The following is a 26,083-nucleotide window of genomic DNA, read 5'->3' as shown; positions in this document are numbered from 1 at the left end:
AGCAGGCCCAGTTGTGATGGGCGCATTCTGCGCGGCGGGCGGCAAGCACAAGCGCTCAATAAGCGGCAAGTTTTGCCGGTTAATCCCGATCAGCCCGGCAAGCGAGGCGGGCTAAGCTGCCGGACATCGCCCCTCATGGGGCTGCGCCACGACCATGAACGCACCGTCCACCTCCGCACCTGCCGCCTCACCCGCTTCGCCGGCCGCCTTGCCGCTGGACGCCGCCAGCCTGGCCGAGGCTTTCCAGGCCTTTGCGCGTGCCTCCGACGAGCTGACCCAGGCCTACAACAGTCTGCAGGGCCAGGTGGTGAGCCTGACCGAGCGCCTGGACCTGCTGCTGGCCGCGCTGCCGGCCGGCGTGGTGGTACTCGACAAGGCGGGCGCGGTGGAGCAGATGAACAGCGCCGCGCAGGCCATGCTGGGGCGCGACCTCACCGGCCAGGCCTGGCAGCCGGCGGCCGCCACCTTGTTCGAGGTGACCGACACGCCCGGCGAATGGGCCTTGCTGCCGCTGCCGGCCGATCCGCTGGAGACGCGCCGGGTGTCGATCAACCAGACCGGGCTGGAGCAGTCCGGCGGGCGCATCGTGCTGCTGCACGACGTGTCGGAAGCCTGGCGCATGCGCGTGGCCTCCACGCGCAATGAGCGCCTGGCCGCCATGGGCGAGATGGTGGCCGGCCTGGCGCACCAGTTGCGCACCCCGCTGGCGGCGGCCCTCTTGTATACAGGCCACCTGTCCAACGCCACGCTGGCGGCGGATGAGCGCAGCAGCGTGGCGAACAAGGCGGTGGAGCGCCTGCGCCACCTCGAAAAACTGATCCAGGACATGCTGATCTTCGCGCGCGGCGAAGCCATTGGCCGTGAGTCCTTCGGCATCTGCGAGCTGGTGGCCGAGCTGGCACACATCATCGAACCCGTCGCCGCACGTGCCGGCGTGGGCTTCGGTTTCGGCTGCGAAGCCGGCGCGCAGACCCTGTTTGGCAACCGCAAGGAGATCGCCAGCGCGCTGACCAATCTGCTGGAGAACGCGCTGCAGGCCGTGGGGCGGGGCGGGGCGGTGCAACTGAGTGCTGGCGTCGAGGGCACGCAGGCCTGCTTCCGCGTACAGGACAACGGACGCGGCATCCCGCCCGAACTGCAGGACCGCCTGTTCGAACCCTTCTTCACCACGCGCGCAGACGGCACTGGCCTCGGGCTGGCCATCGCCCGTGGCGTGGCGCGCGCGCATGGCGGCGAGATCGCATTGCGCTCGGTGCCCGGTGATACAGAATTCAGATTCGTGCTGCCTTTAGCCAATTCAGGCAGCGCACAGGGAGCCTCTCAATGATTGATTCACTCAGCATTCTTGTCGTCGATGACGATGCCGGCCTGCGCGACGCCATCGAGCTGATCCTCAAGTCGGCCGGTCACAAGGTCACACTCGCCGCAAGCGGCCCGGAGGCGCTGGAGCGCCTGGGCGCCGGCTTCAACCTGGTGATGACCGACCTGCGCATGGACCCGATGGATGGCCTGGAGCTGCTGGGCCAGATCCGCATCCGCCAGCCGCAACTGCCGGTGGTGCTGATGACCGCCTTCGGCGATGTCGACAAAGCGGTGGCGGCGATGCGCGGCGGTGCCTGCGACTTCCTGATGAAGCCCTTCGAGCCGCCGGTCCTGCTGGAAGTGGTGCGTCGTTATGCCGCCGTCGCACCGACGCAGGACGACATGGTGGCCGAGGACCCGAAGACCAGGAACGTGCTGGCACTGGCCGCCAAGGTCGCCGAAACCGACGCCACCATCATGCTGACCGGCGAGTCCGGCACTGGCAAGGAAGTGTTTGCGCGCTACATCCACCAGCATTCGCGCCGCAAAGGGGGCGCCTTCGTGGCCATCAACTGCGCCGCGATCCCCGAGAACCTGCTGGAAGCGACCCTGTTCGGCTACGAGAAGGGCAGCTTCACCGGCGCCCAGACCTCGCAGGCCGGCAAGTTCGAGCAGGCCCAGGGCGGCACCATCCTGCTTGATGAAATCTCCGAGATGCCCTTGGGGTTGCAGGCCAAGATGCTGCGTGTGCTGCAGGAGCGCGAAGTGGAGCGCGTGGGCGGCAAGAAGCCGGTGGCGCTGGACATCCGCGTGCTGGCCACCAGCAACCGCGACATGATGCGCGAGGTACAGGCTGGGCGCTTCCGCGAAGACCTGTACTACCGCCTCAACGTCTTCCCGCTGGCCATCCCCAGCCTGCGCGAACGGCCCGGCGACGTGCTGCCCCTGGCGCGCCACTTCATCAGCCGCCACGGCGAGCGGATCGGCAAAACGGCAAGAATTGCCGCCGATGCCGCGGCAATTCTTGCCGCCTGGCGCTGGCCCGGCAATGTGCGCGAGCTGGAGAACACCGTTCAGCGCGCGCTGATCGTCGCCTCGGGTGACACCGTGACGGCCGATGACGTGCGCCTGTGCCTGCCCAATGGCGGGGTGGATCTGAGCCCGCCGGACGCCACGGCCGGTCTGCCGTCGCAGCCGGCTGCGGCACAGGAAATGCTTGAAAATCAATCGGCTGAGCGCCCGCAGAACATGAAGGACCTGGAGCGTCAGCACATCATCGAGACCTTGAAGTCGGTGGGGGGCTCACGCAAGAAGGCCGTCGAGAAGCTGGGCATCTCCGAGCGGACCCTCAGATATAAGTTGCAGCAGTACCGGGAAGAGGGCTATACCGATCTATAGGCACGTAACCTGCTTTTACCTTCACTGAATTCATCTGGCAGGCACACATGGACACCCGTGGCATCGAACAACTGATCGGTCAATTGCGCTCGACGGCAGAAGTTGCGTCCAGCAAGACGAACGCGACCACCGACGCCAACGGAGCTGATTTCTCGCAGGCGCTGGCCAATGCGCTGAAAGATGTCAGCCAGGCGCAACAGAACGCCCAGGCCATGGCGCAGGAGTTTTCCACCGGCAATACCGACGTGAACCTGCAAGATGTGATGGTCAACCTGCAGAAGGCCAACCTCTCGTTCCAGCAGATGGTCCAGGTGCGCAACCGCCTGGTCACCGCCTACCAGGACATCATGAACATGCAGGTCTGAGTGTTTCAGACCGCGCCGCCAAGGCCGCCCCAGGGCGGCCTTTGTTTTGCTGCCAACGTTTCATGAACCCTGAAATATCGCTGTAATGTTTCGGCAATACTCTGCGCACTCCTGTTTCCGTAACCCGAAGGAACATCTCATGCGCAAGTTCGCCCTGTCTTCCCTGGTTGCCGCGATGGCTGCCAGCCTGTCGTTCGCTGCCGGCGCGGCCGAAATCACCGGTGCCGGTGCTTCGTTCCCTGCTGCGATCTACTCGGCTTGGGCTGACGCCTACAACAAGGCGACCGGCAACAAGATCAACTATCAATCCATCGGTTCGGGCGCCGGCCTCAAGCAGATCGCCGCCAAGACCGTGGATTTCGGCGCCTCCGATGCGCCCCTGACCCCGGAACAACAGGCCAAGGATGGTCTGGTCCAGTTCCCGACCGTGATCGGTGGCGTGGTGCCCGTGGTCAACATCCCCGGCGTGCAACCCGGCCAACTGAAGCTGACTGGCGCCGTGCTGGCAGACATCTACCTGGGCAAGATCACCAAGTGGAACGACAAGGCCATCGCCGACCTGAACCCCGGCCTGAATCTGCCGGCCTCCGACATCGGCGTGGTGCGTCGTGCTGACGGCTCGGGCACGTCCTTCGTGTTCACCAATTACCTGTCGAAGGTCTCGCCGGAATGGAAGACCAAGGTGGGCGAGGGTACCGCGCCGCAATGGCCGGTCGGCCTGGGTGGCAAGGGCAATGAAGGCGTGGCCGCTTTCGTGCAGCGTCTGCCGGGCTCCATCGGCTACGTCGAATACGTGTATGCCAAGAAGAACAAGCTGGCGCACGCCCTGGTGCAGAACAAGGACAAGCAGTTCCCGGCGCCGGATGATCTGACCTTCGCCGCCGCTGCCGCCAAGGCTGACTGGAGCAAGGGTTTCTACGAAATCCTGACCGAGCAGCCCGGCAAGGATGCCTGGCCGATCACCGCCGCCACCTGGATCGTGATGCACGCCAACCAGGACAAGCCGGCCCAGGGCGCCGAAGTGCTGAAGTTCTTCCAGTGGGCTTACGCCAACGGCGACAAGCTGGCGGCCGATCTGGACTTCGTGGCGCTGCCCGATGAAACGGTCAAGCTGATCCAGTCGTCCTGGAGCAACATCAAGGATGCCTCCGGCAAGCCCGTCTTTACGGCAAAATAAGCCATGAAGGTCTCAGCAGCGTCTGCCGGGACCGCATCCGGGGCCCTCGTGGCCCCGGATGTCATGTCTACGGAAGAACAAGAACCGATGGAACTCCTGCACCGGCCCAAGCGCGACCTGGGGGATCTGGCTTTTACCTGGCTCACGCGCTCGGTGGCCCTGTTCGTGCTGGTCACGATGGTAGGCATCGTGCTGGCGCTGATCTACGCCGCCTGGCCGTCCATTACGCATTCGCACATCGGTTTCCTGCTGAGCGCCGAATGGAATCCGCCGGCTGACCGTTACGGTGCCGTCATTCCGGTCTATGGCACCCTGGTCACCTCGATCATCGCGCTGGTGATCGCGGTGCCGGTGAGTTTCGGCATCGCCTTGTTCCTGACCGAGTTGGCGCCTGTGTGGCTGCGCCGCCCGCTGGGAACGGCCATCGAGCTGTTGGCGGCCATCCCGAGCATCGTTTATGGCATGTGGGGCCTGCTGGTCTTTGCCCCGCTGTTCGCCCAGCATGTCCAGCCCCTGCTGGCGGCCACGCTGGGGCAGGTCCCTCTCGTCGGCGCCCTGTTTTCCGGCCCCGCACTGGGCATCGGCCTGCTGTCGGCCGGCATCATCCTGGCCATCATGATCATCCCCTTCATCGCTTCGGTGATGCGTGATGTGTTCGAAGTGACGCCGGCGATGGTCAAGGAGTCCGCCTACGGCCTGGGCTGTACCACCTGGGAGGTGGTGTGGAACGTCGTCCTGCCGCACTCCAAGGCGGGCGTGGTTGGCGGCATCATGCTGGGCTTGGGCCGCGCGCTGGGCGAGACCATGGCGGTCACCTTCGTGATCGGCAACACCAATTTCCTCAACTCGGCCTCGTTGTTCATGCCGGGCAACAGCATCACCTCGGCGCTCGCCAATGAGTTCGCCGAAGCGGGCCAGGGGCTGCACTCCGCCGCGCTGATGGAGTTGGGGCTGCTGCTTTTCGTCATCACCCTGATCGTGCTGATGATTTCCAAACTGTTCCTGGCCCGCCTGGCGCGCGGCGAGGGCGCCAAGAGCTGAGCGAGGGAAGGACGAAATGGAATTGCTCGCACGTCGCAAGCTCATCAACAAGTTCGCGCTGGCCCTGTCGATGGCGGCCATGGGCTTTGGCCTGTTCTGGCTGGCCTGGATTCTGGTGACCGTACTGAGCCTGGGGTTGGGTGGTCTCAGCATGGACATCTTCACCAAGATGACGCCGCCGCCGGGCGCCGCCGATGGGGGCTTGCTCAACGCCCTGGCGGGGAGCGGCATCATGGTGGCGCTGGCCACCTTGATCGGCACGCCGCTGGGCATCCTGGCCGGCATCTATCTGGCCGAGTACGGCAAGAATTCCTGGTTGGGCTCGACCACGCGCTACGTCAATGACCTGCTGCTGTCGGCCCCCTCCATCGTGATCGGTTTGTTCGTATGGACCGTGGTGGTGGCGCGTACCGGCAACTACTCGGCGTGGTCCGGCATCATCGCGCTGGCCCTGATCGTGGTGCCGGTGGTGGTGCGCACCACCGAGAACATGCTGCAACTGGTGCCCAACTCATTGCGCGAGGCTGCGTTCGCGCTGGGGGCCTCGAAGCGGGTCATGATCCTGAGCGTGTCCCTGCGCGCGGCCAAGGCCGGGGTCGTGACGGGGGTGTTGCTGGCGGTCGCCCGCATCGCCGGCGAGACGGCGCCGCTGCTGTTCACCGCACTGTCCAATCAGTTCTGGACCCTGAACCTCAACGAACCGATGGCCAACCTGCCGGTGACCATCTTCCGTTTCGCCATGAGCCCCTTCGACGAGTGGCAGAAGATTGCCTGGGCTGGCGTGCTGATCATCACCTTCGGGGTGCTGGCACTGAACATCGTGGCTCGCGTCTTCTTCCGCCAGAAGGTCTGACATGAATGACGTACTGAACGTGGCCCCCGTCGCTGCACAGGCAGAGAGAGAAAACATGAGTGCGCTGGTTTCCCAGATCGAATTCAAGAACTTCAACTTCTTCTACGGCAAGTACCGTGCTCTGAAGGACATCAACCTGTCCATCTACAAGAGCAAGGTGACTGCCTTCATCGGCCCGTCCGGCTGCGGCAAGTCGACCCTGCTGCGCACCATCAACCGCATGTTCGACCTGTACCCCGAACAGCGCGCCGAGGGCGAACTGCTGCTGGAAGGCAAGAACCTGCTGGGCAAGGAAATCGACGTCTCGGTGCTGCGGGCCAAGGTGGGCATGGTGTTCCAGAAGCCGACCCCGTTCCCGATGTCGATCTACGACAACATCGCCTTCGGCGTGCGCCTGCACGAGAAGCTGTCGCGCGCCGAAATGGACGAGCGCGTCGAGTGGGCCCTGCGCAAGGCCGCGCTGTGGGATGAAGTGAAGGACAAGCTGCATCAGAGCGGCACCGGCCTGTCCGGTGGCCAGCAACAGCGCCTGTGCATCGCGCGCGGCGTGGCGGTCAAGCCCAAGGTCTTGCTGCTCGACGAGCCGACCTCGGCGCTGGACCCGATCTCGACCATGCGCATCGAGGAGCTGATCGACGAGCTGAAGGATGAGTTCACCATCGTCATCGTGACCCACAACATGCAACAGGCCGCCCGCATCTCGGACTACACCGCCTACATGTATCTGGGCGAGCTGATCGAGTTCGGCGAAACCGACACCATCTTCGTCAAGCCGCAGCGCAAGGCGACCGAAGACTACATCACCGGCCGTTTCGGCTGATCCCGGCGGGGCGGTGTTCCGCCCGCGCCGCGCCTCCCTGGCCGGGCCCCCAGCTGGCTCCTTCCCGCCGGGAGGCCTGTTTTCCCCTACCCCGGTCGGCTGCCTCTTTGCCGGCCGGTGTGTCGACGTTAGCATCCCGTCATGGCGGGCCCGTTTGCGGCCGGCAAGCTGCCCGCAGGGGCGCTTCAGTCCGGCCCGGCCGGACCGTATACGCAGTGATGCACACGACGACGCACCGATGAAAGCATCTCCCGAGGCCTCTCCCTCCCCCGAGGACATGTTCCCGCGCGAACTGCTGGCAAGGGTGTCGGCCTTGCCGGCACTGGCTGAGCAGTTTCGCGATCTCTCCGATTCCGGTGAGCTGGCGCGTCGCGCGCTGGCCCTGCTCGAACAGCAACAGCTCGCTCTGGAACGCATGAACCTGGTGCTGGACAATGCCCAGGACGGCCTGTGGGACTGGAATTTCGAGAGCGGCGAGGACTACCTCAGCGAAACCTGGCTGCGCGCCCTGGGCCTGGACCAGGGGCCGCAAGGCGCGGGCCGCGAGGTGTGGCAGCGCCGCCTTCACCCGGACGATGCGCCAACCGTGCTGCAGCGCCTGGAACAGCATCTCAGGGGCGCGACCGAGATTTTCGTTGCCGAGTACCGCCTGCAGGACGGCAAGGGCGCCTGGCGCTGGATCGCCAGCCGCGGCCGCGTGGTGGCCCGCGGCGCCGATGGCCGGCCGTTGCGTATCGTCGGTTCGCATCGTGATGTGACCGAGCGCAAGGGCTGGGAGATGGAACTCCTGCGCGCCAAGGAGGTGGCCGAGTCGGCCAGCCGCGCCAAGAGCGACTTCCTGGCCAACATGAGCCATGAAATCCGCACCCCCATGAACGGCATCATCGGGATGACCGAACTGGCGCTCGATACCCAGCTCGATCCCGAGCAGCGCGGCTATCTGCAGACCGTCAAAACCTCGGCTGAGTCGCTACTGTCGATCATCAACGACATCCTGGACTTCTCCAAGATCGAGGCCGGCAAGCTGGAGCTGGAGAACATTGAGTTCTCTTTGCCGGCCGTGCTGGGCGACACCTTCAAGGCGCTCGCCCTGCGTGGCCACCAGAAGGGTCTGGAACTGCTGTTCAGCTTGGCGCCCGGTACGCCGCAGGTGTTGCGCGGCGACCCCAACCGCCTGCGCCAGGTGCTGATGAACCTGCTCGGCAACGCCATCAAGTTCACCGAGCGCGGCGAGATCGAGATCCGTGCCCAGATGCTGTCGCGCGAGGGGCATCGGGCACGCATGCAGTTCTCGGTGCGCGACACCGGCATCGGCATCCCGGTTGACAAGCAGGACGAGATCTTCGGCGCGTTCTCCCAGGCCGACACCTCCACCACCCGGCGCTACGGCGGCACTGGGCTGGGGCTGGCGATCTGTCGTCGCCTGGTCGAACTGATGCACGGCCGCATCTGGGTGGAGAGCCAGGCTGCGCAGGGCAGCACCTTCCATTTCACTGCCGAGGTCGACGTGGTGCGCGAGGTGGTCAAGACCGAGCACATCGACCCGCGTTTCACCGGCATGCGAGTACTGGTGGCGGAGAGCAACCCGCGCACCGCGGCCGAGATCGCGGCCACCCTGGGGCGCTGGGGTTTCCTGGCGGCTCAGGCGACCAGCGGCGAGGAGGTCAACGCCCTCCTGCGCAACGCGCACAAATCGGGTGAGGCCTTCGACCTGATGCTGGTCGATGCGCGCATGCCCGAGCCGGGCGGCTTCGGCCTGCCGGCGCGCTTCCACGGCGAAGGCGCGCCCTGCGACCGCATGATCATGATGCTGACCACCGAGTCGCAGCGCAACGACGCGGCGCGTTGTCGTCAGCTCGGGGTGCGCGCGCATCTGGTCAAACCTGCTTCCACCGGCGACCTGCTGGACGCGATCCGCCTGGCGCTGGCGCCGGTCAGCGACCCGGTAACCGACCTCGGCGAGTTCAAGATCGACGAGGCCTTGGCCGAAGCCAAGCAGGATAGCCAGCCGCGCGAGGTGTTGCTGGTCGAGGACAATCCGGTCAACCAGACGGTGGCGACCAAGGTGCTGGAGCGCAATGGTTACCGCGTCACGGTGGCGGGCGACGGTCAGGAAGCCATCGAGTGGTTCGAGAAGAAGCGTTTCGACGTCATCCTCATGGACGTTCAGATGCCCGTGCTGGGCGGGCTGGACGCCACCAAGGCCATCCGCGCACGCGAAGCGCGCCGGAGTTGGGCCATGTCCGGCCGCTGGGAGGCCACGCCCATCATCGCGATGACGGCCCACGTCATGCAGGGCGACCGCGAACGTTGCCTGGAGGCGGGCATGGACGACTACGTGTCCAAGCCGATCCAGCCGGCCGAGCTGTTCTCGGCCATCGACCGCGTGGTGCGACGCTTCGAGGCCACGGATTTCGACGGTAGCAGCACGGTGTTCTGCGACGAGTTCGACAGCGAGGCCAGCATCACCATTGCCGACCTGTCGCAGACGCGCTCCCTGCTGGAAGGCGACGAGTCGGCGTTGCAGACCCTGATCGGCATCTACCTCGGGGACTTGGCCAAGACCTGTGCCCAGTTGCAGGGTGCAGCGTCCAAGGGGGATGCCAAGACGCTGGGGGCCGTCGCGCACTCGGTCAAGTCCTCGGTCGGCGTGTTTGGGGCCTCCCATGCGGCGGATGCGGCGCTCAAGGTTGAAATGGCCGGACGCCGTGGCGAGGTGGAGGCAGCCATTCAGGCCGTGCCGGCGCTGGTGGTGGAGCTCAACCGCCTGGGCGACTACCTGCGGACGCAGCGCAAGACGGTCGATGCCTGAGCTCCTGCGGTGAGTCCGGACGAGGTCGTGACCCGGTATTTCGCCGCGTGTATGTGACACCGAGATTGCCGAGCAGGGGGCTGGCCGGCTATAATCGACAAAATTTATCGACAGCGGGATACGTCCGAGAGGGCGAATCCCGTTTTTTACGTCAGCGGGCCGAGTTTGGGCCGTTCCGCGGGCGTAAATCCTCTTCGCGGGGCCTGCCGGAAGCATCGGTGGGTTCCGACGCCAAGTCTATTTGGAGTGATTGCAACGTGACCGACAGCACGACCCCCGCCACCCTTCACGCCCTGCTCGCTCTTGCCGATGGCACCGTGTTCCGCGGCCAGGGCTTCGGCATCATCGGCAAGACGGTGGGTGAGGTGGTGTTCAACACCGCCATCACCGGCTACCAGGAAATCCTGACCGACCCGTCCTATACGCGCCAGATCGTGACGCTGACGCACCCTCACATCGGCAACGTGGGGGCGAACAAGGAAGACTGCGAGGCCGGCAAGGTCTACGCCGCCGGCCTGATCATCCGCGACCTGCCGTTGCGCGTGTCCAATTTCCGCGCCGAGCAGGATCTCGATTCGTACATGAAGGCCGAGGGAGCGGTCGGCATCGCCGGCATCGACACCCGCAAGCTGACCCGCATCCTGCGTGAGAAGGGCGCCCAGGCCGGCTGCCTGATGACCGCTGCGAGCGCCGCCGAACTGGATGCCGAGGCCGCCGTCGCCGAGGCGCGCGGCTTCCCTGGCCTGGCCGGCATGGACCTGGCCAAGGTCGTGACGACCGACAAGGCCTATCCCTGGACCTCGGGCGAATGGCAGCTGGGCAAGGGCTACGTCGAGCAGGCGCAGGCGCGCTTCCACGTCGTGGCCTACGACTTCGGCGTCAAGCGCAACATCCTGCACATGCTGGCCGAGCGCGGTTGCAAGCTGACCGTGGTGCCGGCGCAGACCAGCGCGGCCGAAGTGCTGGCTCTCAATCCGGACGGTGTCTTCCTGTCCAACGGACCCGGCGATCCGGAGCCCTGTGATTACGCCATCGCGGCCGCGCGCGAGTTTCTTGACCGCAAACTGCCCACCTTTGGCATCTGCCTGGGCCACCAGATCATGGGCTTGGCCGCGGGGGCCAAGACGCTGAAGATGAAGTTCGGCCATCATGGTGCCAACCACCCGGTCAAGGATCTCGATTCCGGCCGCGTGCTGATCACCAGCCAGAACCACGGCTTCGCGGTGGACGCCACCACGCTGCCGGCCAATGTGCGGATTAGCCACGTCTCGCTGTTCGACGGCAGCCTTCAGGGCCTGGTGTGGACGGATCGTCCTGCACTGTGCTTCCAGGGCCACCCCGAGGCGAGCCCCGGCCCGCACGACGTGGCTTACCTGTTCGACCGTTTCATCCAGATGATGACGGCGGCCAAGCAGTAAGAGCCGGTAAGTAAGCCGAATTCCGGGCGCGGCCAGCGGGCCGCGTTCCAACACGCAATGCAATCCAGGTGTTGATATGCCCAAGCGGACAGACATCCAATCCATCCTCATCATCGGCGCCGGCCCGATCATCATTGGTCAGGCCTGCGAGTTCGACTATTCCGGCGCCCAGGCCTGCAAGGCCCTGCGCGACGAAGGCTACCGGGTCATCTTGGTCAATTCGAACCCGGCCACGATCATGACCGACCCCAACATGGCCGATGTGACCTACATCGAGCCCATTACCTGGCAGGTGGTCGAGCGCATCATCGAGAAGGAGCGCCCCGACGCGGTGCTGCCGACCATGGGCGGCCAGACTGCGCTGAACTGCGCGCTGGACCTGTGGCGCAACGGGGTGCTGAACAAGTACAAGGTCGAGCTGATCGGCGCGACGCCAGATGCCATCGACAAGGCCGAGGATCGCCAGAAGTTCAAGGAAGCGATGACGCGCATCGGCCTCGAATCGGCGCGTTCCGGCATCGCCCATACGCTGGAAGAGGCGCTGGCCGTGCAGGCCAAGGTGGGCTTCCCCGCAATCATCCGCCCCAGCTTCACGATGGGCGGCACGGGTGGCGGTATTGCCTACAACATCGAAGAGTTCAACGAGATCTGCACGCGCGGTCTCGACCTCTCGCCGACCAAGGAGCTGCTGATCGAAGAATCGCTGCTCGGCTGGAAGGAGTTCGAGATGGAGGTGGTCCGTGACAAGCATGACAACTGCATCATCGTCTGCTCGATCGAAAACCTCGACCCGATGGGCGTGCATACCGGCGACTCGATCACCATCGCGCCGGCACAGACGCTGACCGACAAGGAATACCAGATCATGCGTAACGCCTCGGTGGCGGTGCTGCGCGAGATCGGGGTGGATACCGGTGGTTCGAACGTGCAGTTCGCGGTCAATCCCAAGGATGGCCGCCTGATCGTCATCGAGATGAACCCGCGTGTGTCGCGCTCTTCGGCGCTGGCCTCCAAAGCGACCGGCTTCCCGATCGCCAAGGTGGCGGCCAAGCTGGCCGTCGGTTTCACGCTGGACGAACTGAAGAACGACATCACGGGTGGGGCCACGCCGGCCTCCTTCGAGCCCTCGATCGACTACATCGTCACCAAGGTGCCGCGTTTTGCCTTCGAGAAGTTCCCGCAGGCCAACAACCGGCTGACTACGCAGATGAAGTCGGTGGGCGAGGTGATGGCCATGGGCCGCACCTTCCAGGAATCCTTCCAGAAGGCTCTGCGTGGCCTGGAGGTCGGCGTCGACGGCCTGAATCAGAAGACCACCGACCGCGAGACGCTGGAGAAGGAGCTGGGCGAGCCCGGCCCCGAGCGCATCTGGTACGTGGGCGATGCCTTCGAGAACGGCTTCACGCTGGAAGAAGTGCACAACCTCACCAAGATCGACCCCTGGTTCCTCGCGCAGATCAAGGACATCGTCGACAAGGAGATGGAGCTGGACGACCGCGCGCTTGACTCCATCGACGCCGACGAGCTGCGCACGCTCAAGCGCAAGGGCTTCTCGGATCGTCGCCTGGCCAAGCTGCTCAAGTCGACCGAGAAGGACGTACGTGCCAAGCGCCATGCCCTGGGCGTGCGTCCGGTCTATAAGCGTGTCGACACCTGTGCGGCCGAATTCGCTTCGAATACGGCCTACATGTACTCCACCTATGAGGAGGAGTGCGAGTCACTGCCGACGAGCAAGAAGAAGATCATGGTGCTGGGCGGTGGCCCGAACCGTATCGGTCAGGGGATCGAGTTCGACTATTGCTGCGTGCATGCCGCGCTCGCGCTGCGCGAGGACGGCTATGAAACCATCATGGTCAACTGCAACCCGGAGACCGTGTCGACCGACTACGACACCTCTGATCGCCTGTACTTCGAGCCACTGACGCTGGAAGACGTACTGGAGATCGTCGCCATCGAGAAACCGGTCGGCGTGATCGTGCAGTTCGGCGGTCAGACGCCGCTGAAGCTGGCGCGTGACCTGGAGGCCAATGGCGTGCCCATCATCGGCACCTCGCCGGACATGATCGATGCTGCCGAAGACCGCGAGCGCTTCCAAAAGCTGCTGCACGACCTCGGCCTCAAGCAACCGCCCAACCGCACCGCGCGTACGCCGGAAGCGGCGATCCAGTCGGCCGACGAGATCGGCTATCCGCTGGTGGTGCGCCCCAGCTATGTGCTGGGTGGTCGCGCGATGGAAATCGTGCACGAGCAGAAGGACCTGGAGCGCTACATGCGCGAGGCCGTCAAGGTCAGCAACGACAGCCCGGTGCTGCTCGACCGCTTCCTGAATGACGCCACCGAGGTCGACGTCGATGCGCTGTCCGACGGCCAGCAGGTCATCATCGGCGGCATCATGCAGCACATCGAACAGGCCGGCGTGCACTCGGGAGACTCCGCTTGCTCGCTGCCGCCCTACACGCTGTCCGCCGCGCTGCAGGACGAGCTGCGTCGCCAGACCGAGCTGATGGCCAAGGCACTGAACGTCGTGGGTCTCATGAACGTGCAGTTCGCGATCCAGGGCGAGACGGTGTATGTCCTCGAAGTGAATCCGCGCGCCTCGCGTACCGTGCCCTTCGTGTCCAAGGCCTGTTCGCTGCCGCTGGCCAAGATCGCCGCGCGCTGTATGGCTGGCCAGAGCCTGGCTTCACAGGGCGTGACGCACGAGATCGTGCCGCCGTACTACTCGGTGAAGGAAGCCGTCTTCCCGTTCAACAAGTTCCCCGGCGTGGACACCATCCTCGGGCCGGAGATGAAGTCGACTGGTGAAGTCATGGGTGTGGGCCGCACGTTTGCAGAGGCTTTCGTGAAGAGCCAGCTCGCTGCGGGCACTCGTCTGCCCTCGACCGGTACGGCCTTCATCAGCGTCAAGCAGTCTGATCGTCCGAAGTCGGTCGAAGTGGCGCGCGAGTTGCTGGACCTGGGTTTCAAGGTCGTGGCCACCAAGGGTACTGCAGGCCATCTGCATGAAGCGGGCCTGACGGCCGTGACGCCGGTGAACAAGGTCATGGAAGGTCGCCCGCACATCGTCGACATGATCAAGAACAACGAGATCGTGTTGGTCATCAATACGGTGGAAGAGAAGCGCCAGGCCATTCTGGATTCGCGCTCCATCCGCACCAGTGCGCTGGCCGCCAAGGTGCCGGTGTTCACCACCATCGAAGGTGCGCGCGCAGCCTGCATGGGCATGCGCCACCTGGCCGGGCTGGAGGTCTACTCCGTACAGAGCCTGCATGCCGAACTGACGAACTGAAACAAGACATGAACAAGGTTCCACTGACCGTAAAGGGCGCCGAAATGCTGCGCGCCGAACTGCATCAACTCAAGACCGTCGAGCGTCCGCGCGTGATCGAAGCGATCGCCGAGGCGCGCTCGCACGGCGACCTGTCGGAAAATGCCGAGTACGATGCCGCCAAGGAGCGCCAGGGTTTCATCGAAGGGCGTATCAAGGAGGTCGAAGGCAAGCTGTCCTCGGCGCAGATCATCGATCCTCAACTGCTGGATGCCGATGGCCGCATCGTGTTCGGTGCGACCGTCGAGCTCGAAGACCTGGAGGCCGGCAGCGCTGTCACCTACCAGATCGTGGGCGATGATGAGGCCGACCTGAAGGCCGGCAAGATTTCGATCTCCTCGCCGATCGCACGTGCCCTGATCGGCAAGTACGCCGGTGACGTGGCCGAGGTGCAGGCGCCGGGCGGCGTGCGCGAGTACGAGGTGCTGGACGTCAAGTACATCTGAGCCTTAGTCCCGCATGAGCCGCCTTGCTGATTACCTGTTCGTGATTCTGCTGACCCTGTGGGTCGGCGGATTGTGGGCCTTGGGCTACGTTTCGGCGCCGGTGCTGTTCAACAGCCTGGCGGATCGGTCCCTGGCTGGCGACATCGCCGGGCGGCAGTTCGACATCATTGCCTGGATCGGTATCGTCGCCGCGATCTACGCGATGATCTTCCTGTTCTTCCGCAACGGCTCAGCAAGCTTCAAGCAGGCTGCCTTCTGGCTGCTGTTGATCATGCTGCTACTGACCCTGGCAGGCCATTTCGGGATCCAGCCGTTGATGGCCAAGCTGCGCGCCGACATGGCGCGCGAGATGATGGCCAGCGTGCTGCGCGACCGCTTCCTGGCCTGGCACGGTATTTCGAGCGTGCTGTACCTGGTGCAGAGCGTGCTGGGCGTGGCCCTGGTCACCCAGGTCTTCAAACGCTGAGGGGCGCTTGCGCGCCCCTCTTGAGAATACTTACGCCGAGCTCTTCTTTGGTCGCGAGCTGCCTTTTGGGGGCTTGCGCAGACGTTGTGAGACACCGGCCATCTTGGCGCGCGGCGGAGCCTTGGTGGTCGGGCGGCCAGGGCGTGTGGCGCTGGTTTTGGCTGCCTTGGCGGGAGCGGACTTGTCCTCCGGCGCCGGGCGGAATACCACCAGCAGCTTGCCGATGCTTTGCACGGCAGCGCAGCCCAGCTCACTGCAGATTTCCTGCAGGAAGGCCTCGCGTTGCTCCCGGTTGTCGCCGTAAACACGAATCTTGATGAGTTCGTGCGCCTTCAGCGAAACGTCGATCTCCTTCATCACGGAAGCGGTCAGGCCATTCTCCGAGATGCTGACGACGGGATTGAGATGATGGGCCTTGGCGCGCAGTTCGCGGCGCTGAGCCGGGGTCAATGAGGTCATTTATTGTGTTTCGATTCAGTCAAAAGCGGATTTTAGTTCGATGAAGCGTAGCAAGACCAGCAAAGGTTGGATGTTGGAGCATGTGAACGACCCCTGGGTGCAGCGTGCCCAGGCTGAAGGCTGGCGCTCGCGAGCGGCATTCAAGCTGATCGAGATCGACAACAAGGACAAGTTGCTCAAGCCCGGCCTGGTCGTGGCCGAGTTGGGATCGGCTCCAGGCTCCTGGTCCCAGGTGGTGGCGAAGCGGGTTCTGCCTAATGGCAAGCTGCTGGCCATGGACCTTCTTCCGATGGACCCTATTCCCGGCGTGGATTTCCTGCAGGGCGACTTTCAGGAGGAGTCCGTCCTGCAAGAATTCGTGTCCAGGCTGGAAGGGCGTGAGGTGGACCTTGTATTGTCCGATATGGCCCCCAATATCTCGGGTATCGCCGTCAGCGATCAGGGGCGTATGTATTACCTGGCCGAACTGGCTCTGGATTTTGCCGAACATCATCTGCGCCCCGGCGGCGCCATGCTGATCAAGGTTTTCCAAGGCTCGGGCTTTGATGCCTACCGTGCCGCCATGGGGCGTTTGTTCGCCAGCGTGCAGGTGCGCAAGCCGGAAGCCTCGCGGGACCGTAGTGCGGAGGTGTACCTGCTGGGCCGCGACCGTCGGGCCTGATCGGCTAAATAGCCTAGCTTAATTGCGACGCTGGAACGAAGCAGCATAGAATTTGTCACAGCTTGGCGTTTCAGGCGCCAAGTCAGCCTGTGTAATCGGGAGCCCCCTTGAATAATCTCGTCAAGAATCTTGCAATCTGGTTGGTGATCGGCGTCGTGCTGATGACCGTCTTCAACCAGTTCAACAGTCGCCAGACGACGGCCAACACCATGGAGTACTCCGAGTTCCTGGAGGAAGCCAAGGCGGGCAACATTGCCAAGGCCACTGTGGATGGCCGGCAGGTCCGCGCCGTGACGCAGGAAGGGCGCGCCATCGTCGTCTATACGCCGAACGACCTGTGGATGGTCAGCGACCTGATGCGCTACGGCGTCAAGGTGACGGCGGCCAAGCCGGATGAAGAGCAGTCCGTGTGGATGAGCATCTTCGTCTCCTGGTTCCCGATGCTGTTGCTGATCGGCGTGTGGATCTTCTTCATGCGCCAGATGCAAGGCGGCGGGCGCGGCGGCGCGTTCTCGTTCGGCAAGAGCAAGGCGCGCATGCTTGATGAATCGGCCAACTCGATCACCTTCGCCGACGTCGCGGGCTGCGACGAAGCCAAGGAGGAGGTGGGCGAACTCGTCGACTTCCTGCGCGACCCCTCCAAGTTCCAGAAACTCGGTGGCCGCATCCCGAAGGGCGTGCTGATGGTCGGCTCTCCGGGTACCGGTAAGACCTTGCTGGCCAAGGCCATCGCTGGCGAAGCCAAGGTGCCCTTCTTCAGCATCTCCGGTTCCGACTTCGTCGAAATGTTCGTCGGCGTGGGTGCGGCCCGCGTGCGCGACATGTTCGAGAACGCCAAGAAGCATGCGCCTTGCATCATCTTCATCGACGAAATTGACGCCGTCGGTCGTCAGCGTGGGGCAGGCCTGGGTGGCGGCAATGATGAGCGCGAACAGACTCTGAACCAGTTGCTGGTCGAAATGGACGGCTTCGAAGGCCAGACCGGCGTGATCGTGATCGCGGCGACCAACCGGCCTGATGTGCTGGACCCGGCGTTGCTGCGCCCGGGCCGCTTCGACCGCCAGGTGACGGTACCGCTGCCCGACATCCGTGGCCGCGAACAGATTCTCAAGGTGCACATGCGCAAGGTGCCGGTGGCGCCGGACGTCGATCCCTCGGTGCTGGCCCGTGGCACCCCCGGCATGGCCGGCGCGGATCTGGCCAACCTGGTGAACGAGGCGGCCTTGTTCGCGGCGCGTAGCAACAAGCGCCTGGTCGACATGGATGACTTCGAGCGCGCCAAGGACAAGATCTTCATGGGGGCCGAGCGCAAGTCCATGGTGATCCTGCCGGAAGAGAAGAAGGCGACCGCCTATCACGAGTCGGGCCACGCCATCATCGGCTCCCTCTTGCCCGGCTGCGACCCGGTGCACAAGGTCACGGTCATCCCGCGTGGTCGCGCGCTGGGTGTGACCTGGCAGTTGCCGGAAAAGGATCGCTTCAGCCTGTACCAGGACCAGATGCTGGCCCAGATCAGCATGCTGTTTGGCGGTCGTGTTGCGGAAGAGTTGTTCGTTGGCAAGGTGTCGACGGGTGCGTCGAACGATTTCGAACGCGCCACCGCAATCGCGCGCGACATGGTGACCCGCTACGGCATGTCCGAGACCCTGGGGCCGATGGTTTACGCAGAGAATGAAGGCGAAGTCTTCCTTGGCCGCTCGGTCACCACGCACAAGAATGTGTCCGAGGCTACGCTGCAGAAGGTGGATGCGGAAATCCGTCGCATCATCGACGAGCAGTACGGATTGGCCCGCCGCCTGCTGGAAGAAAACCGCGACAAGGTCGAGGCCATGACTTCCGCGCTGCTGGAATGGGAAACCATCGACTCAGACCAGATCAAGGACATCATGGCCGGCCTGCCGCCGCGTGCGCCCAAGAGCTATCAGGCTCCGCTCGGAGACCGCCCGGATGGCGGTACGCCGGGCGCTGCGCCTGCCGCGCCAGCGCCTGCTGCTTGACCTTTTGCCTTGCCTCCCGGGCCGACGCTCAGCCGTCGGCCCTTTTCGTTTCTGGAGCCCCCGCATGACGCGCTACTTTCAGTGCGGTCGTTTCAGGCTTGCGCTGGAACGGCCTCTGATCATGGCCATCCTCAATGTCACACCCGATTCCTTCTCGGGCGACGGGCGGATGACGGCCTCGCTGGATGAGGTGTCGGCCCTGGCAGAACAGGCGATCGAGCAGGGCGCCGACATGCTCGACATTGGTGGTGAGTCCACGCGCCCAGGGGCGGCGCCGGTGTCCGTTGAAGAAGAACTCGCGCGTGTCGTGCCGGTCGTCGAGCGCTTGCAGGGATTGGGCGTGCCGCTGTCTGTGGACACCATGAAGCCGGAGGTCATGCGTGCCGCCATCGCGGCGGGCTGCGACATCATCAACGACATCCAGGCCCTGCGTGCTCCCGGCGCCCTGGATGCGGTGGCCGGAACGGACCTCGGGGTATGCCTGATGCACATGCAGGGGGAGCCGCGTACCATGCAGGCCGCGCCGCAGTACGCCGATGTGGTGAGTGAGGTAGAGGCTTTCCTGGCTGAGCGCGCGGCTGCGCTCATGGCAGTGGGAGTGGGGGAGGAGCAGATACTCCTCGATCCAGGCTTTGGCTTTGGCAAGACCCTGGAGCACAACCTTGAATTGTTCCGCGCCCTGCCGAGGCTGGGCGCCCGCTTGCCCGTCCTGGTCGGCGTCTCGCGCAAGTCCATGTTGGGTCAGATCGTCGGACGTGCTGTGGATGATCGCTTGGTGGCCAGCACAGCGGCGGCCTTGTTGGCGGCACAACGTGGCGCCGCCATCTTGCGCGTGCATGATGTCGCGGCGACGCGGGACGTGCTGGCCGTGCTGGACGCGATCGAACAATAGACCCTGCCTTGCGGCACGGCACACTGGAGAAAGAGAAGATGGGGCGCAAGTATTTTGGAACCGATGGCGTGCGCGGGCGGGTGGGGGAAGCGCCGATCACCCCCGATTTCGTGATGCGCCTCGGCTACGCTGCGGGCAAGGCTCTGGTTGCACGTGAGCGCTTGCGCCCTGGCGATCACCCGGCCGTGCTGATCGGCAAGGACACACGGATTTCCGGCTACATGCTGGAAGCTGCGCTGGAGGCGGGCCTCGCCGCGGCGGGGGTGGACGTGATCCTGGCGGGTCCGATCCCGACACCGGCCGTCGCCTACCTGACCCGGGCTTTGCGCTTGCAGGCTGGCGTGGTGATTTCGGCCTCGCACAACCCCTACTACGACAATGGCATCAAGTTCTTCTCGGCTGGCGGGGCTAAGCTGCCCGACGCGGTGGAGAAGGAGATCGAGGCGCATGTCGATGAACCGATGGGTTGTGTCGACTCGGCCAATCTCGGGCGGGCACGGCGCATTGATGATGCCGCCGGACGCTACATCGAGTTCTGCAAGAGCTCCTTCCCGAACGACCTCGACCTGCGCGGCATGAAGATCGCGCTGGATTGCGCCAACGGCGCCGCTTACCACATCGCGCCCAAGGTATTTCACGAACTGGGCGCCGAGGTGGTCTCGGTTGGTGTCGAGCCCAACGGCCTGAACATCAACGATGGAGTTGGCGCCACGGTGCCGGCCAACTTGCGCGCGGCCGTGCTCAAGCATGGTGCCGACATCGGCATTTCGCTGGACGGCGACGCCGATCGCGTCATGATGTGCGACCGTCAGGGTGAGATCTACGACGGCGACAAGTTGCTCTACGTGATTGCCTGCGCCCACCAGGCGCGAGGGCAACTGAATGGCGTGGTTGGGACCTTGATGAGCAATCTGGGGTTCGAGCACGCCATCCGCAAGCTTGGCGTGCCGTTCCACCGCGCCAAGGTGGGCGATCGCTACGTGCTGGAGATGATGCTGGAAAACGGTTGTCGCCTCGGAGGCGAGAACTCCGGCCATGTGATCTGCCTCGACTATCACACCACAGGCGACGGCATCATCTCGGCCTTGCAGGTGCTGTCCGCCCTGCGCCAGAGCGGGCGCGGCCTGGCGCAGGCCTGCGAATCCTTGGTCTTCTATCCGCAAAAACTGATCAACGTGCGCATGCCAGCCGGTTTTGACTGGGCGGGTGACGCCAGCATCGCGGGCGCGCGCCTTGCTGCAGAGCGTGAGCTGGGCGAGAGCGGCCGCGTGCTGCTACGTCCTTCCGGGACCGAGCCTCTGTTGCGAGTCATGGTGGAGGGGGCGGATGCGGCCCAGGTCGAACGCCTGGCGCGGAGCATTGCCGACACCGTGGCCAAGGCTTTCGAGTAAGCGGATGAGAGGCAAGTAAGGGTTTCTTGATCATCGCCGAATCGCCGGCTATACTCTCGCCTCTTTTGATTATTCGGAACAGACCTCGCGCCATGAGCGGTTTCTGGTTCAGCCTCATTCTCGTCCTGCACATCCTCGTCGGCCTCGCCGTGATCGTTTTCGTGCTCCTTCAGCACGGCAAGGGTGCCGACATGGGGGCTGCATTTGGCAGCGGCGCATCCGGCAGTCTGTTCGGTGCAACCGGTTCGGCGAACTTCCTCAGTCGCACGACGGCGGTTCTCGCCACCGGTTTCTTCCTCACAAGTCTGGCTCTTACCTTCCTTGCGGGCAACCGCGAGACCTCCGTGCCGCGCAGCATCATGGAGGGAGTCGAATCGCAGTCCGCCCCGGTGGCGGCTCCTGCACCGGCAGCAGCCTCGGCGCCGGTCGAGATTCCGAAGTAAGTCCTGTCTTTGCTTGGCGTCAATACTGGCGCCGGGTATAATCACGCCGCTTTGAGCGTGCCGACGTGGTGAAATTGGTAGACACGCCATCTTGAGGGGGTGGTGGCGCAAGCCGTATGAGTTCGAGTCTCATCGTCGGCACCATGAATACATAAAAAAACGAAGCGCCCCACAAGGGCGTTTTCGTAAGCCCCTAGTCCCGAACATGTGGTGACCAACATGCTTGAGAGCTACTTCCCGGTTTTGCTGTTTATCCTGGTAGGTCTGGCTATCGGCGTTGCTCCCATTGTCCTCGGCAGTGTGCTTGGCCCCCACAAGCCGGATGCCGAAAAACTCTCCCCTTATGAATGTGGATTCGAGCCCTTCGAAGATGCACGCATGCGCTTCGATGTGCGCTACTACCTGATCGCAATCCTCTTCATCCTCTTTGATCTCGAGGTGGCGTTCCTGCTGCCCTGGGCCTCCATCCTGAAGGAAATCGCCGCTGCGCCCGATGTGCGTCTGTTCGGTTTCTTCGAAATGTTTGTATTTCTCGGCATCCTGGTCATTGGTTACGTCTACGTTTGGAAGAAAGGCGCGCTCGACTGGGAATAAACGGGCCTCGTGCCCGGAAGATTGCAAGCAGGGGTTGAGCCTGTGAGTATTGAAGGCGTTTTTCGCGAGGGGTTCGTTACGACCTCCCTCGATACGGTCATCAACTGGACCCGCACGGGTTCTCTGTGGCCGATGACATTTGGGCTTGCGTGCTGTGCCGTGGAGATGATCCACGCCGGCTGTTCGCGCTATGACCTGGATCGTTTTGGTGTGGTGTTCCGTCCTAGTCCGCGCCAGTCCGACCTGATGATCGTTGCAGGTACGCTGTGCAACAAGATGGCGCCTGCTCTGCGCAAGGTCTATGACCAGATGGCTGAGCCGCGCTGGGTCATCTCCATGGGCTCCTGCGCCAACGGCGGGGGCTACTATCACTACTCCTATTCGGTGGTACGCGGCTGCGATCGCATCGTTCCAGTCGACGTCTACGTGCCCGGCTGTCCGCCGACCGCTGAAGCCTTGCTCTACGGCATCATCCAGCTCCAGAACAAGATTCGCAAAACCAACACGATCGCGCGGTAAGACAAGCCATGACCATGAGTTCAACCCGGATTGAACGGCTTGTCGCCGCGATCCAGACCGTGCTGGCGGACTCTGTGCGTTCGCTGGTGATCGACCTCGGCGAAGTGACACTGGAGGTCGCCGCCGCTGATTACCTCGCTGTGTCGGAAGCCTTGCGCAGCCATTCCGATCTGCGATTCGAGCAATTGATCGACTTGTCGGGCGTGGACTATGCCACCTATGCGGGGGACAAACCTCGTGCGGCCCGCTACGCTGCAGTGCTACACCTGCTGTCCGTTAGCCATAACTGGCGCCTGCGCCTGCGCGTGTTCTGCGAGGACGACGCCTTCCCGGTGCTGCCTTCGGTGGAGGCCGTGTGGCCTTCGGCCAATTGGTACGAGCGTGAAGCCTTCGACCTTTTCGGCATCATGTTCGCCGGTCACCCTGATCTGCGCCGCATCCTCACCGACTACGGTTTCATCGGCCACCCGTTCCGCAAGGACTTCCCGGTGTCCGGTTTCATGGAAATGCGTTACGACCCCGAGCAGGGGCGTGTCATCTATCAGCCGGTCAGCATCGAGCCGCGCGAAGTGACGCCGCGCATCGTGCGCGAGAAGAGCTACGGGGATGTAGGCCATGGCTGAGATTCGTAATTACACCGTCAACTTCGGCCCGCAACACCCGGCCGCGCACGGCGTGCTGCGCCTGGTGCTGGAACTGGACGGCGAAGTCGTCGAGCGCGCCGACCCGCACATCGGCCTGCTGCATCGGGGTACCGAGAAGCTGGCCGAAACGCGTACCTGGATCCAGTCCGTGCCGTACATGGACCGCCTCGACTACGTGTCGATGATGTGCAACGAGCATGCCTACTGCATGGCCATCGAGAAGTTGCTGGGCCTGCAAGTGCCGGAGCGTGCGCTGTACATCCGCACCATGTTCGACGAGATCACACGCATCCTGAACCACCTGCTGAACATCGGCACGCATGCGTTGGACATCGGCGCCATGACGATGGTGCTGTACACCTTCCGTGAGCGTGAAGACCTCATGGATGTGTACGAAGCCGTGTCCGGCGCGCGCATGCATGCGGCCTACTATCGGCCGGGCGGTGTGTACCGCGACCTTCCGGACGCGATGCCCAAGTACGAGGTGAACAAGTTCAAGGACGCGGCTACGGTCAAGAAGCTGAACGCCGCGCGCGAAGGCTCCCTGCTGGACTTCCTGGAAGACTTCACGAATCGCTTCCCGACCTACATCGACGAATACCACACGCTGCTGACCGACAACCGCATCTGGAAGCAGCGTACCGTCGGCATCGGTGTGGTGACCCCCGAGCGCGCCAAGGCCTTGGGCTTCACCGGCGCGATGCTGCGCGGTTCTGGAGTGGAATGGGATTTGCGTAAGAAGCAACCCTACGCGGCATACGACAAAGTCGACTTCGACGTGCCTGTCGGCGTGACCGGCGATTGCTACGACCGTTATCTGGTGCGCATGGAGGAGATGCGCCAGAGCAATCGCATCATTCGCCAGTGCATCGAATGGCTGCGCCAGAATCCGGGCCCGGTCATCACCGACAACCACAAGGTTGCGCCGCCCTCGCGCGCCAAGATGAAGGAAAACATGGAAGAGCTGATCCATCATTTCAAGCTCTTCACTGAAGGTATCCATGTGCCGGAAGGCGAGGCCTACGCCGCCGTCGAACACCCCAAGGGTGAGTTCGGCGTGTATGCGATTTCGGACGGTGCCAACAAACCCTATCGTCTGAAGCTGCGTGCCCCCGGCTTTGCACACCTCGCAGCGATGGACGAGTTGGCAAAGGGCCACATGATTGCCGACGTCGTCGCGATTATTGGAACGATGGATATCGTGTTTGGCGAAATCGATCGCTGACACGTCCAGGACCTGAAAAATGCTGAGCGCTGAATCCCTCAAACAGATCGATCGCGAAGTCGCCAAGTATCCGGCGGACCAGAAGCAGTCGGCCGTCATGTCCGCCCTGCGTATCGCGCAGGTTGAGAAGGGCTGGCTGGCCAACGAGACCATCGAGTTCGTGGCCAACTACCTGGGCATGCCGCCGATGGCTGCCTATGAAGTGGCGAGCTTCTACAACATGTACGACCTGCATCCGGTCGGTCGCCACAAGCTCACCGTGTGCACGAACCTGCCCTGTGCGCTGTCTGGCGGCGTCGAAGCGGCGGAGTATCTGCAGGAGAAGCTGGGCATCGGCTTCAACGAGACGACCGCCGACGGCAAGTTCACGCTCAAGGAAGGCGAGTGCATGGGTGCCTGCGGTGATGCGCCTGTCATTCTCGATAACAACCACCGCATGTGCTGCAAGATGGACCGCGCGAAGATCGACGCCATGATCGAGGAGCTGTCGAAATGAGCGAGAACACGGCAGCACTGCCTTCGGGCTACGGCATCGTCCTCGACGGCAAGGCCGGCGAGAACAGTTGGCGTCTGGCCGACTACGTGCAGCGTGGCGGTTACGAAGCGCTGAAGAAGATCCTGCGCGACAAGATCACGCCGGAAGACATCATCGCCGAGCTCAAGAAGAGCGCACTGCGCGGTCGTGGTGGCGCGGGTTTCCCGACCGGCCTGAAGTGGAGTTTCATGCCGCGCTCCTTCCCGGGCAACAAATACGTTGTCTGCAATTCGGACGAAGGCGAGCCGGGTACGTTCAAGGACCGCGACATCCTGCGCTACAACCCGCACACGGTCATCGAGGGCATGATCATCGCAGGCTATGCGATGGGCTGCGCGGCGGGCTACAACTACATCCACGGCGAAATCTTCGAGGTTTATCAACGTTTCGAGGAGGCTCTGGACGAAGCACGCGCTGCGGGCTTCCTGGGGCAGAACATCCTGGGCTCTGGCTTCAACTTCGACCTGTTCGCGCACCATGGTTACGGCGCCTACATCTGCGGCGAAGAAACCGGCCTGCTGGAATCGCTGGAAGGCAAGAAGGGGCAGCCGCGTTTCAAGCCGCCGTTCCCGGCCAGCTTCGGTCTCTATGGCAAGCCGACCACAATCAACAACACCGAGACCTTTGCTTCGGTGCCCTACATCATCCGCAATGGTGGCGACGACTTCCTCGGTCTAGGCAAGCCCAACAACGGTGGCATGAAGCTGTTCTCGGTGTCGGGCCACGTCAACAAGCCCGGCAACTACGAGATTCCCCTCGGTACGCCGTTCTCGGTGTTGCTTGAAATGGCGGGCGGCATGCGTGGCGGACGCAAGCTCAAGGCGGTGATCCCCGGCGGTTCGTCGGCGCCGGTGTTGCCGGCCAGCGTCATGATGGACCTGACCATGGACTATGACGCCATCGCCAAGGCCGGCTCCATGCTGGGTTCGGGCGCGGTGATCGTGATGGACGAGACGACCTGCATGGTCAAGGCGCTGGAGCGTCTGTCCTACTTCTATCACGAGGAGTCCTGCGGCCAATGCACACCTTGCCGCGAGGGCACAGGCTGGCTCTATCGCATGATGCATCGCATCGAAAATGGCGAGGGCAGGGCGGAAGACTTGGACTTGCTGGACAACGTGGCGGAAAACATCATGGGTCGCACGATCTGTGCGCTGGGTGATGCCGCCGCCATGCCGGTGCGTAGCTTCGTCAAGCATTTCCGCGACGAGTTCCAGTACCACATCGACAACAAGCGTTGCCTCGTCCCGGTGGACGTGCAGCGTGAAGGCAGCAAGATTTACGTGGGCTAAGCACA

General features: G+C 63.6%; 24 protein-coding genes and 1 tRNA gene. 24 read left to right on the top strand and 1 reads right to left on the bottom strand.

Annotated elements, in window-relative coordinates:
- The first annotated feature begins 154 nt into the window (after positions 1–154).
- From NMB43_RS14315 to NMB43_RS14260, 12 genes are all read left to right on the top strand, one after another.
- A complete protein-coding gene (locus NMB43_RS14315; protein WP_494348837.1) occupies positions 155–1,327 on the top strand; it encodes a sensor histidine kinase in 1,173 nt (390 codons plus the stop codon).
- On the top strand, positions 1,324–2,700 hold the full coding sequence (locus tag NMB43_RS14310; RefSeq protein ID WP_494348836.1) for a sigma-54-dependent transcriptional regulator: 1,377 nt from the start codon (positions 1,324–1,326) through the stop codon (positions 2,698–2,700). Before NMB43_RS14315 ends, NMB43_RS14310 begins: the two co-directional genes overlap by 4 nt.
- A gap of 47 nt (positions 2,701–2,747) precedes the next feature.
- A complete protein-coding gene (gene fliE / locus NMB43_RS14305; protein ID WP_494348835.1) occupies positions 2,748–3,065 on the top strand; it encodes a flagellar hook-basal body complex protein FliE in 318 nt (105 codons plus the stop codon).
- 139 nt (positions 3,066–3,204) lie between these two features.
- Positions 3,205–4,242 carry a phosphate ABC transporter substrate-binding protein PstS gene (gene pstS / locus NMB43_RS14300; protein ID WP_494348834.1) on the top strand — a complete coding sequence of 346 codons (1,038 nt, stop codon included), beginning with the start codon at positions 3,205–3,207 and terminating at the stop codon, positions 4,240–4,242.
- An 87-nt stretch (positions 4,243–4,329) separates the two neighbouring features.
- Positions 4,330–5,283 (top strand): phosphate ABC transporter permease PstC, encoded by a 954-nt coding sequence (gene pstC / locus NMB43_RS14295; RefSeq protein ID WP_494348833.1) that lies wholly within the window; start codon positions 4,330–4,332, stop codon positions 5,281–5,283.
- A 16-nt stretch (positions 5,284–5,299) separates the two neighbouring features.
- On the top strand, positions 5,300–6,136 hold the full coding sequence (pstA, locus tag NMB43_RS14290; RefSeq protein WP_494348832.1) for a phosphate ABC transporter permease PstA: 837 nt from the start codon (positions 5,300–5,302) through the stop codon (positions 6,134–6,136).
- Between the two features lie 55 nt (positions 6,137–6,191).
- Positions 6,192–6,956, top strand: a complete 765-nt coding sequence (gene pstB / locus NMB43_RS14285) for a phosphate ABC transporter ATP-binding protein PstB (RefSeq protein WP_494348831.1) — start codon at positions 6,192–6,194, stop codon at positions 6,954–6,956.
- Positions 6,957–7,194: 238 nt separating this feature from the next.
- A complete protein-coding gene (locus NMB43_RS14280; protein ID WP_494348830.1) occupies positions 7,195–9,768 on the top strand; it encodes a response regulator in 2,574 nt (857 codons plus the stop codon).
- A 257-nt stretch (positions 9,769–10,025) separates the two neighbouring features.
- On the top strand, positions 10,026–11,186 hold the full coding sequence (carA, locus tag NMB43_RS14275) for a glutamine-hydrolyzing carbamoyl-phosphate synthase small subunit (RefSeq protein WP_494348829.1): 1,161 nt from the start codon (positions 10,026–10,028) through the stop codon (positions 11,184–11,186).
- A 76-nt stretch (positions 11,187–11,262) separates the two neighbouring features.
- On the top strand, positions 11,263–14,475 hold the full coding sequence (gene carB / locus NMB43_RS14270) for a carbamoyl-phosphate synthase large subunit (protein WP_494348828.1): 3,213 nt from the start codon (positions 11,263–11,265) through the stop codon (positions 14,473–14,475).
- A gap of 8 nt (positions 14,476–14,483) precedes the next feature.
- A complete protein-coding gene (gene greA, locus NMB43_RS14265; protein WP_494348827.1) occupies positions 14,484–14,960 on the top strand; it encodes a transcription elongation factor GreA in 477 nt (158 codons plus the stop codon).
- Between the two features lie 13 nt (positions 14,961–14,973).
- A complete protein-coding gene (locus NMB43_RS14260; protein ID WP_494348826.1) occupies positions 14,974–15,426 on the top strand; it encodes a DUF4149 domain-containing protein in 453 nt (150 codons plus the stop codon).
- A gap of 30 nt (positions 15,427–15,456) precedes the next feature.
- On the opposite strand, the gene yhbY is transcribed toward NMB43_RS14260, so the two are convergent.
- On the bottom strand, positions 15,457–15,885 hold the full coding sequence (yhbY, locus tag NMB43_RS14255; protein ID WP_494348825.1) for a ribosome assembly RNA-binding protein YhbY: 429 nt from the start codon (positions 15,883–15,885) through the stop codon (positions 15,457–15,459).
- 40 nt (positions 15,886–15,925) lie between these two features.
- On the opposite strand from yhbY, the gene NMB43_RS14250 reads away from it, so the two are divergent.
- From NMB43_RS14250 to nuoF, 12 genes are all read left to right on the top strand, one after another.
- Entirely contained in the window at positions 15,926–16,546 is a 621-nt protein-coding gene (locus NMB43_RS14250) for an RlmE family RNA methyltransferase (RefSeq protein ID WP_494348824.1), read from the top strand.
- 107 nt (positions 16,547–16,653) lie between these two features.
- Positions 16,654–18,543 (top strand): ATP-dependent zinc metalloprotease FtsH, encoded by a 1,890-nt coding sequence (gene ftsH / locus NMB43_RS14245; RefSeq protein WP_494348823.1) that lies wholly within the window; start codon positions 16,654–16,656, stop codon positions 18,541–18,543.
- 64 nt (positions 18,544–18,607) lie between these two features.
- Entirely contained in the window at positions 18,608–19,435 is an 828-nt protein-coding gene (folP, locus tag NMB43_RS14240; RefSeq protein ID WP_494348822.1) for a dihydropteroate synthase, read from the top strand.
- Between the two features lie 38 nt (positions 19,436–19,473).
- Entirely contained in the window at positions 19,474–20,826 is a 1,353-nt protein-coding gene (gene glmM, locus NMB43_RS14235) for a phosphoglucosamine mutase (RefSeq protein ID WP_494348821.1), read from the top strand.
- Positions 20,827–20,918: 92 nt separating this feature from the next.
- A complete protein-coding gene (gene secG, locus NMB43_RS14230; protein ID WP_494348820.1) occupies positions 20,919–21,269 on the top strand; it encodes a preprotein translocase subunit SecG in 351 nt (116 codons plus the stop codon).
- A gap of 59 nt (positions 21,270–21,328) precedes the next feature.
- Positions 21,329–21,413, top strand: a tRNA-Leu gene (locus NMB43_RS14225).
- A 75-nt stretch (positions 21,414–21,488) separates the two neighbouring features.
- Positions 21,489–21,863, top strand: coding sequence for an NADH-quinone oxidoreductase subunit A (locus tag NMB43_RS14220; protein WP_494348819.1), 375 nt, complete (start codon positions 21,489–21,491; stop codon positions 21,861–21,863).
- A 42-nt stretch (positions 21,864–21,905) separates the two neighbouring features.
- Entirely contained in the window at positions 21,906–22,382 is a 477-nt protein-coding gene (locus tag NMB43_RS14215) for a NuoB/complex I 20 kDa subunit family protein (RefSeq protein ID WP_494348818.1), read from the top strand.
- An 8-nt stretch (positions 22,383–22,390) separates the two neighbouring features.
- On the top strand, positions 22,391–23,005 hold the full coding sequence (locus NMB43_RS14210) for an NADH-quinone oxidoreductase subunit C (RefSeq protein ID WP_494348817.1): 615 nt from the start codon (positions 22,391–22,393) through the stop codon (positions 23,003–23,005).
- Positions 22,998–24,251, top strand: a complete 1,254-nt coding sequence (locus tag NMB43_RS14205) for an NADH-quinone oxidoreductase subunit D (protein ID WP_494348816.1) — start codon at positions 22,998–23,000, stop codon at positions 24,249–24,251. The genes NMB43_RS14210 and NMB43_RS14205 overlap by 8 nt, the downstream gene beginning before the upstream one ends.
- A gap of 19 nt (positions 24,252–24,270) precedes the next feature.
- On the top strand, positions 24,271–24,747 hold the full coding sequence (gene nuoE / locus NMB43_RS14200; protein WP_494348815.1) for an NADH-quinone oxidoreductase subunit NuoE: 477 nt from the start codon (positions 24,271–24,273) through the stop codon (positions 24,745–24,747).
- The gene (nuoF, locus tag NMB43_RS14195; RefSeq protein ID WP_494348814.1) at positions 24,744–26,078 is read left to right on the top strand and encodes an NADH-quinone oxidoreductase subunit NuoF; all 1,335 of its coding nucleotides are present in this window, start codon (positions 24,744–24,746) and stop codon (positions 26,076–26,078) included. The genes nuoE and nuoF overlap by 4 nt, the downstream gene beginning before the upstream one ends.
- Positions 26,079–26,083 lie beyond the last annotated feature (5 nt).

Source organism: Uliginosibacterium sangjuense, assembly GCF_059132465.1.
The sequence above is the reverse complement of the archived record's forward strand: the minus strand, read 5'-3'. Positions and strand labels throughout refer to the sequence as shown.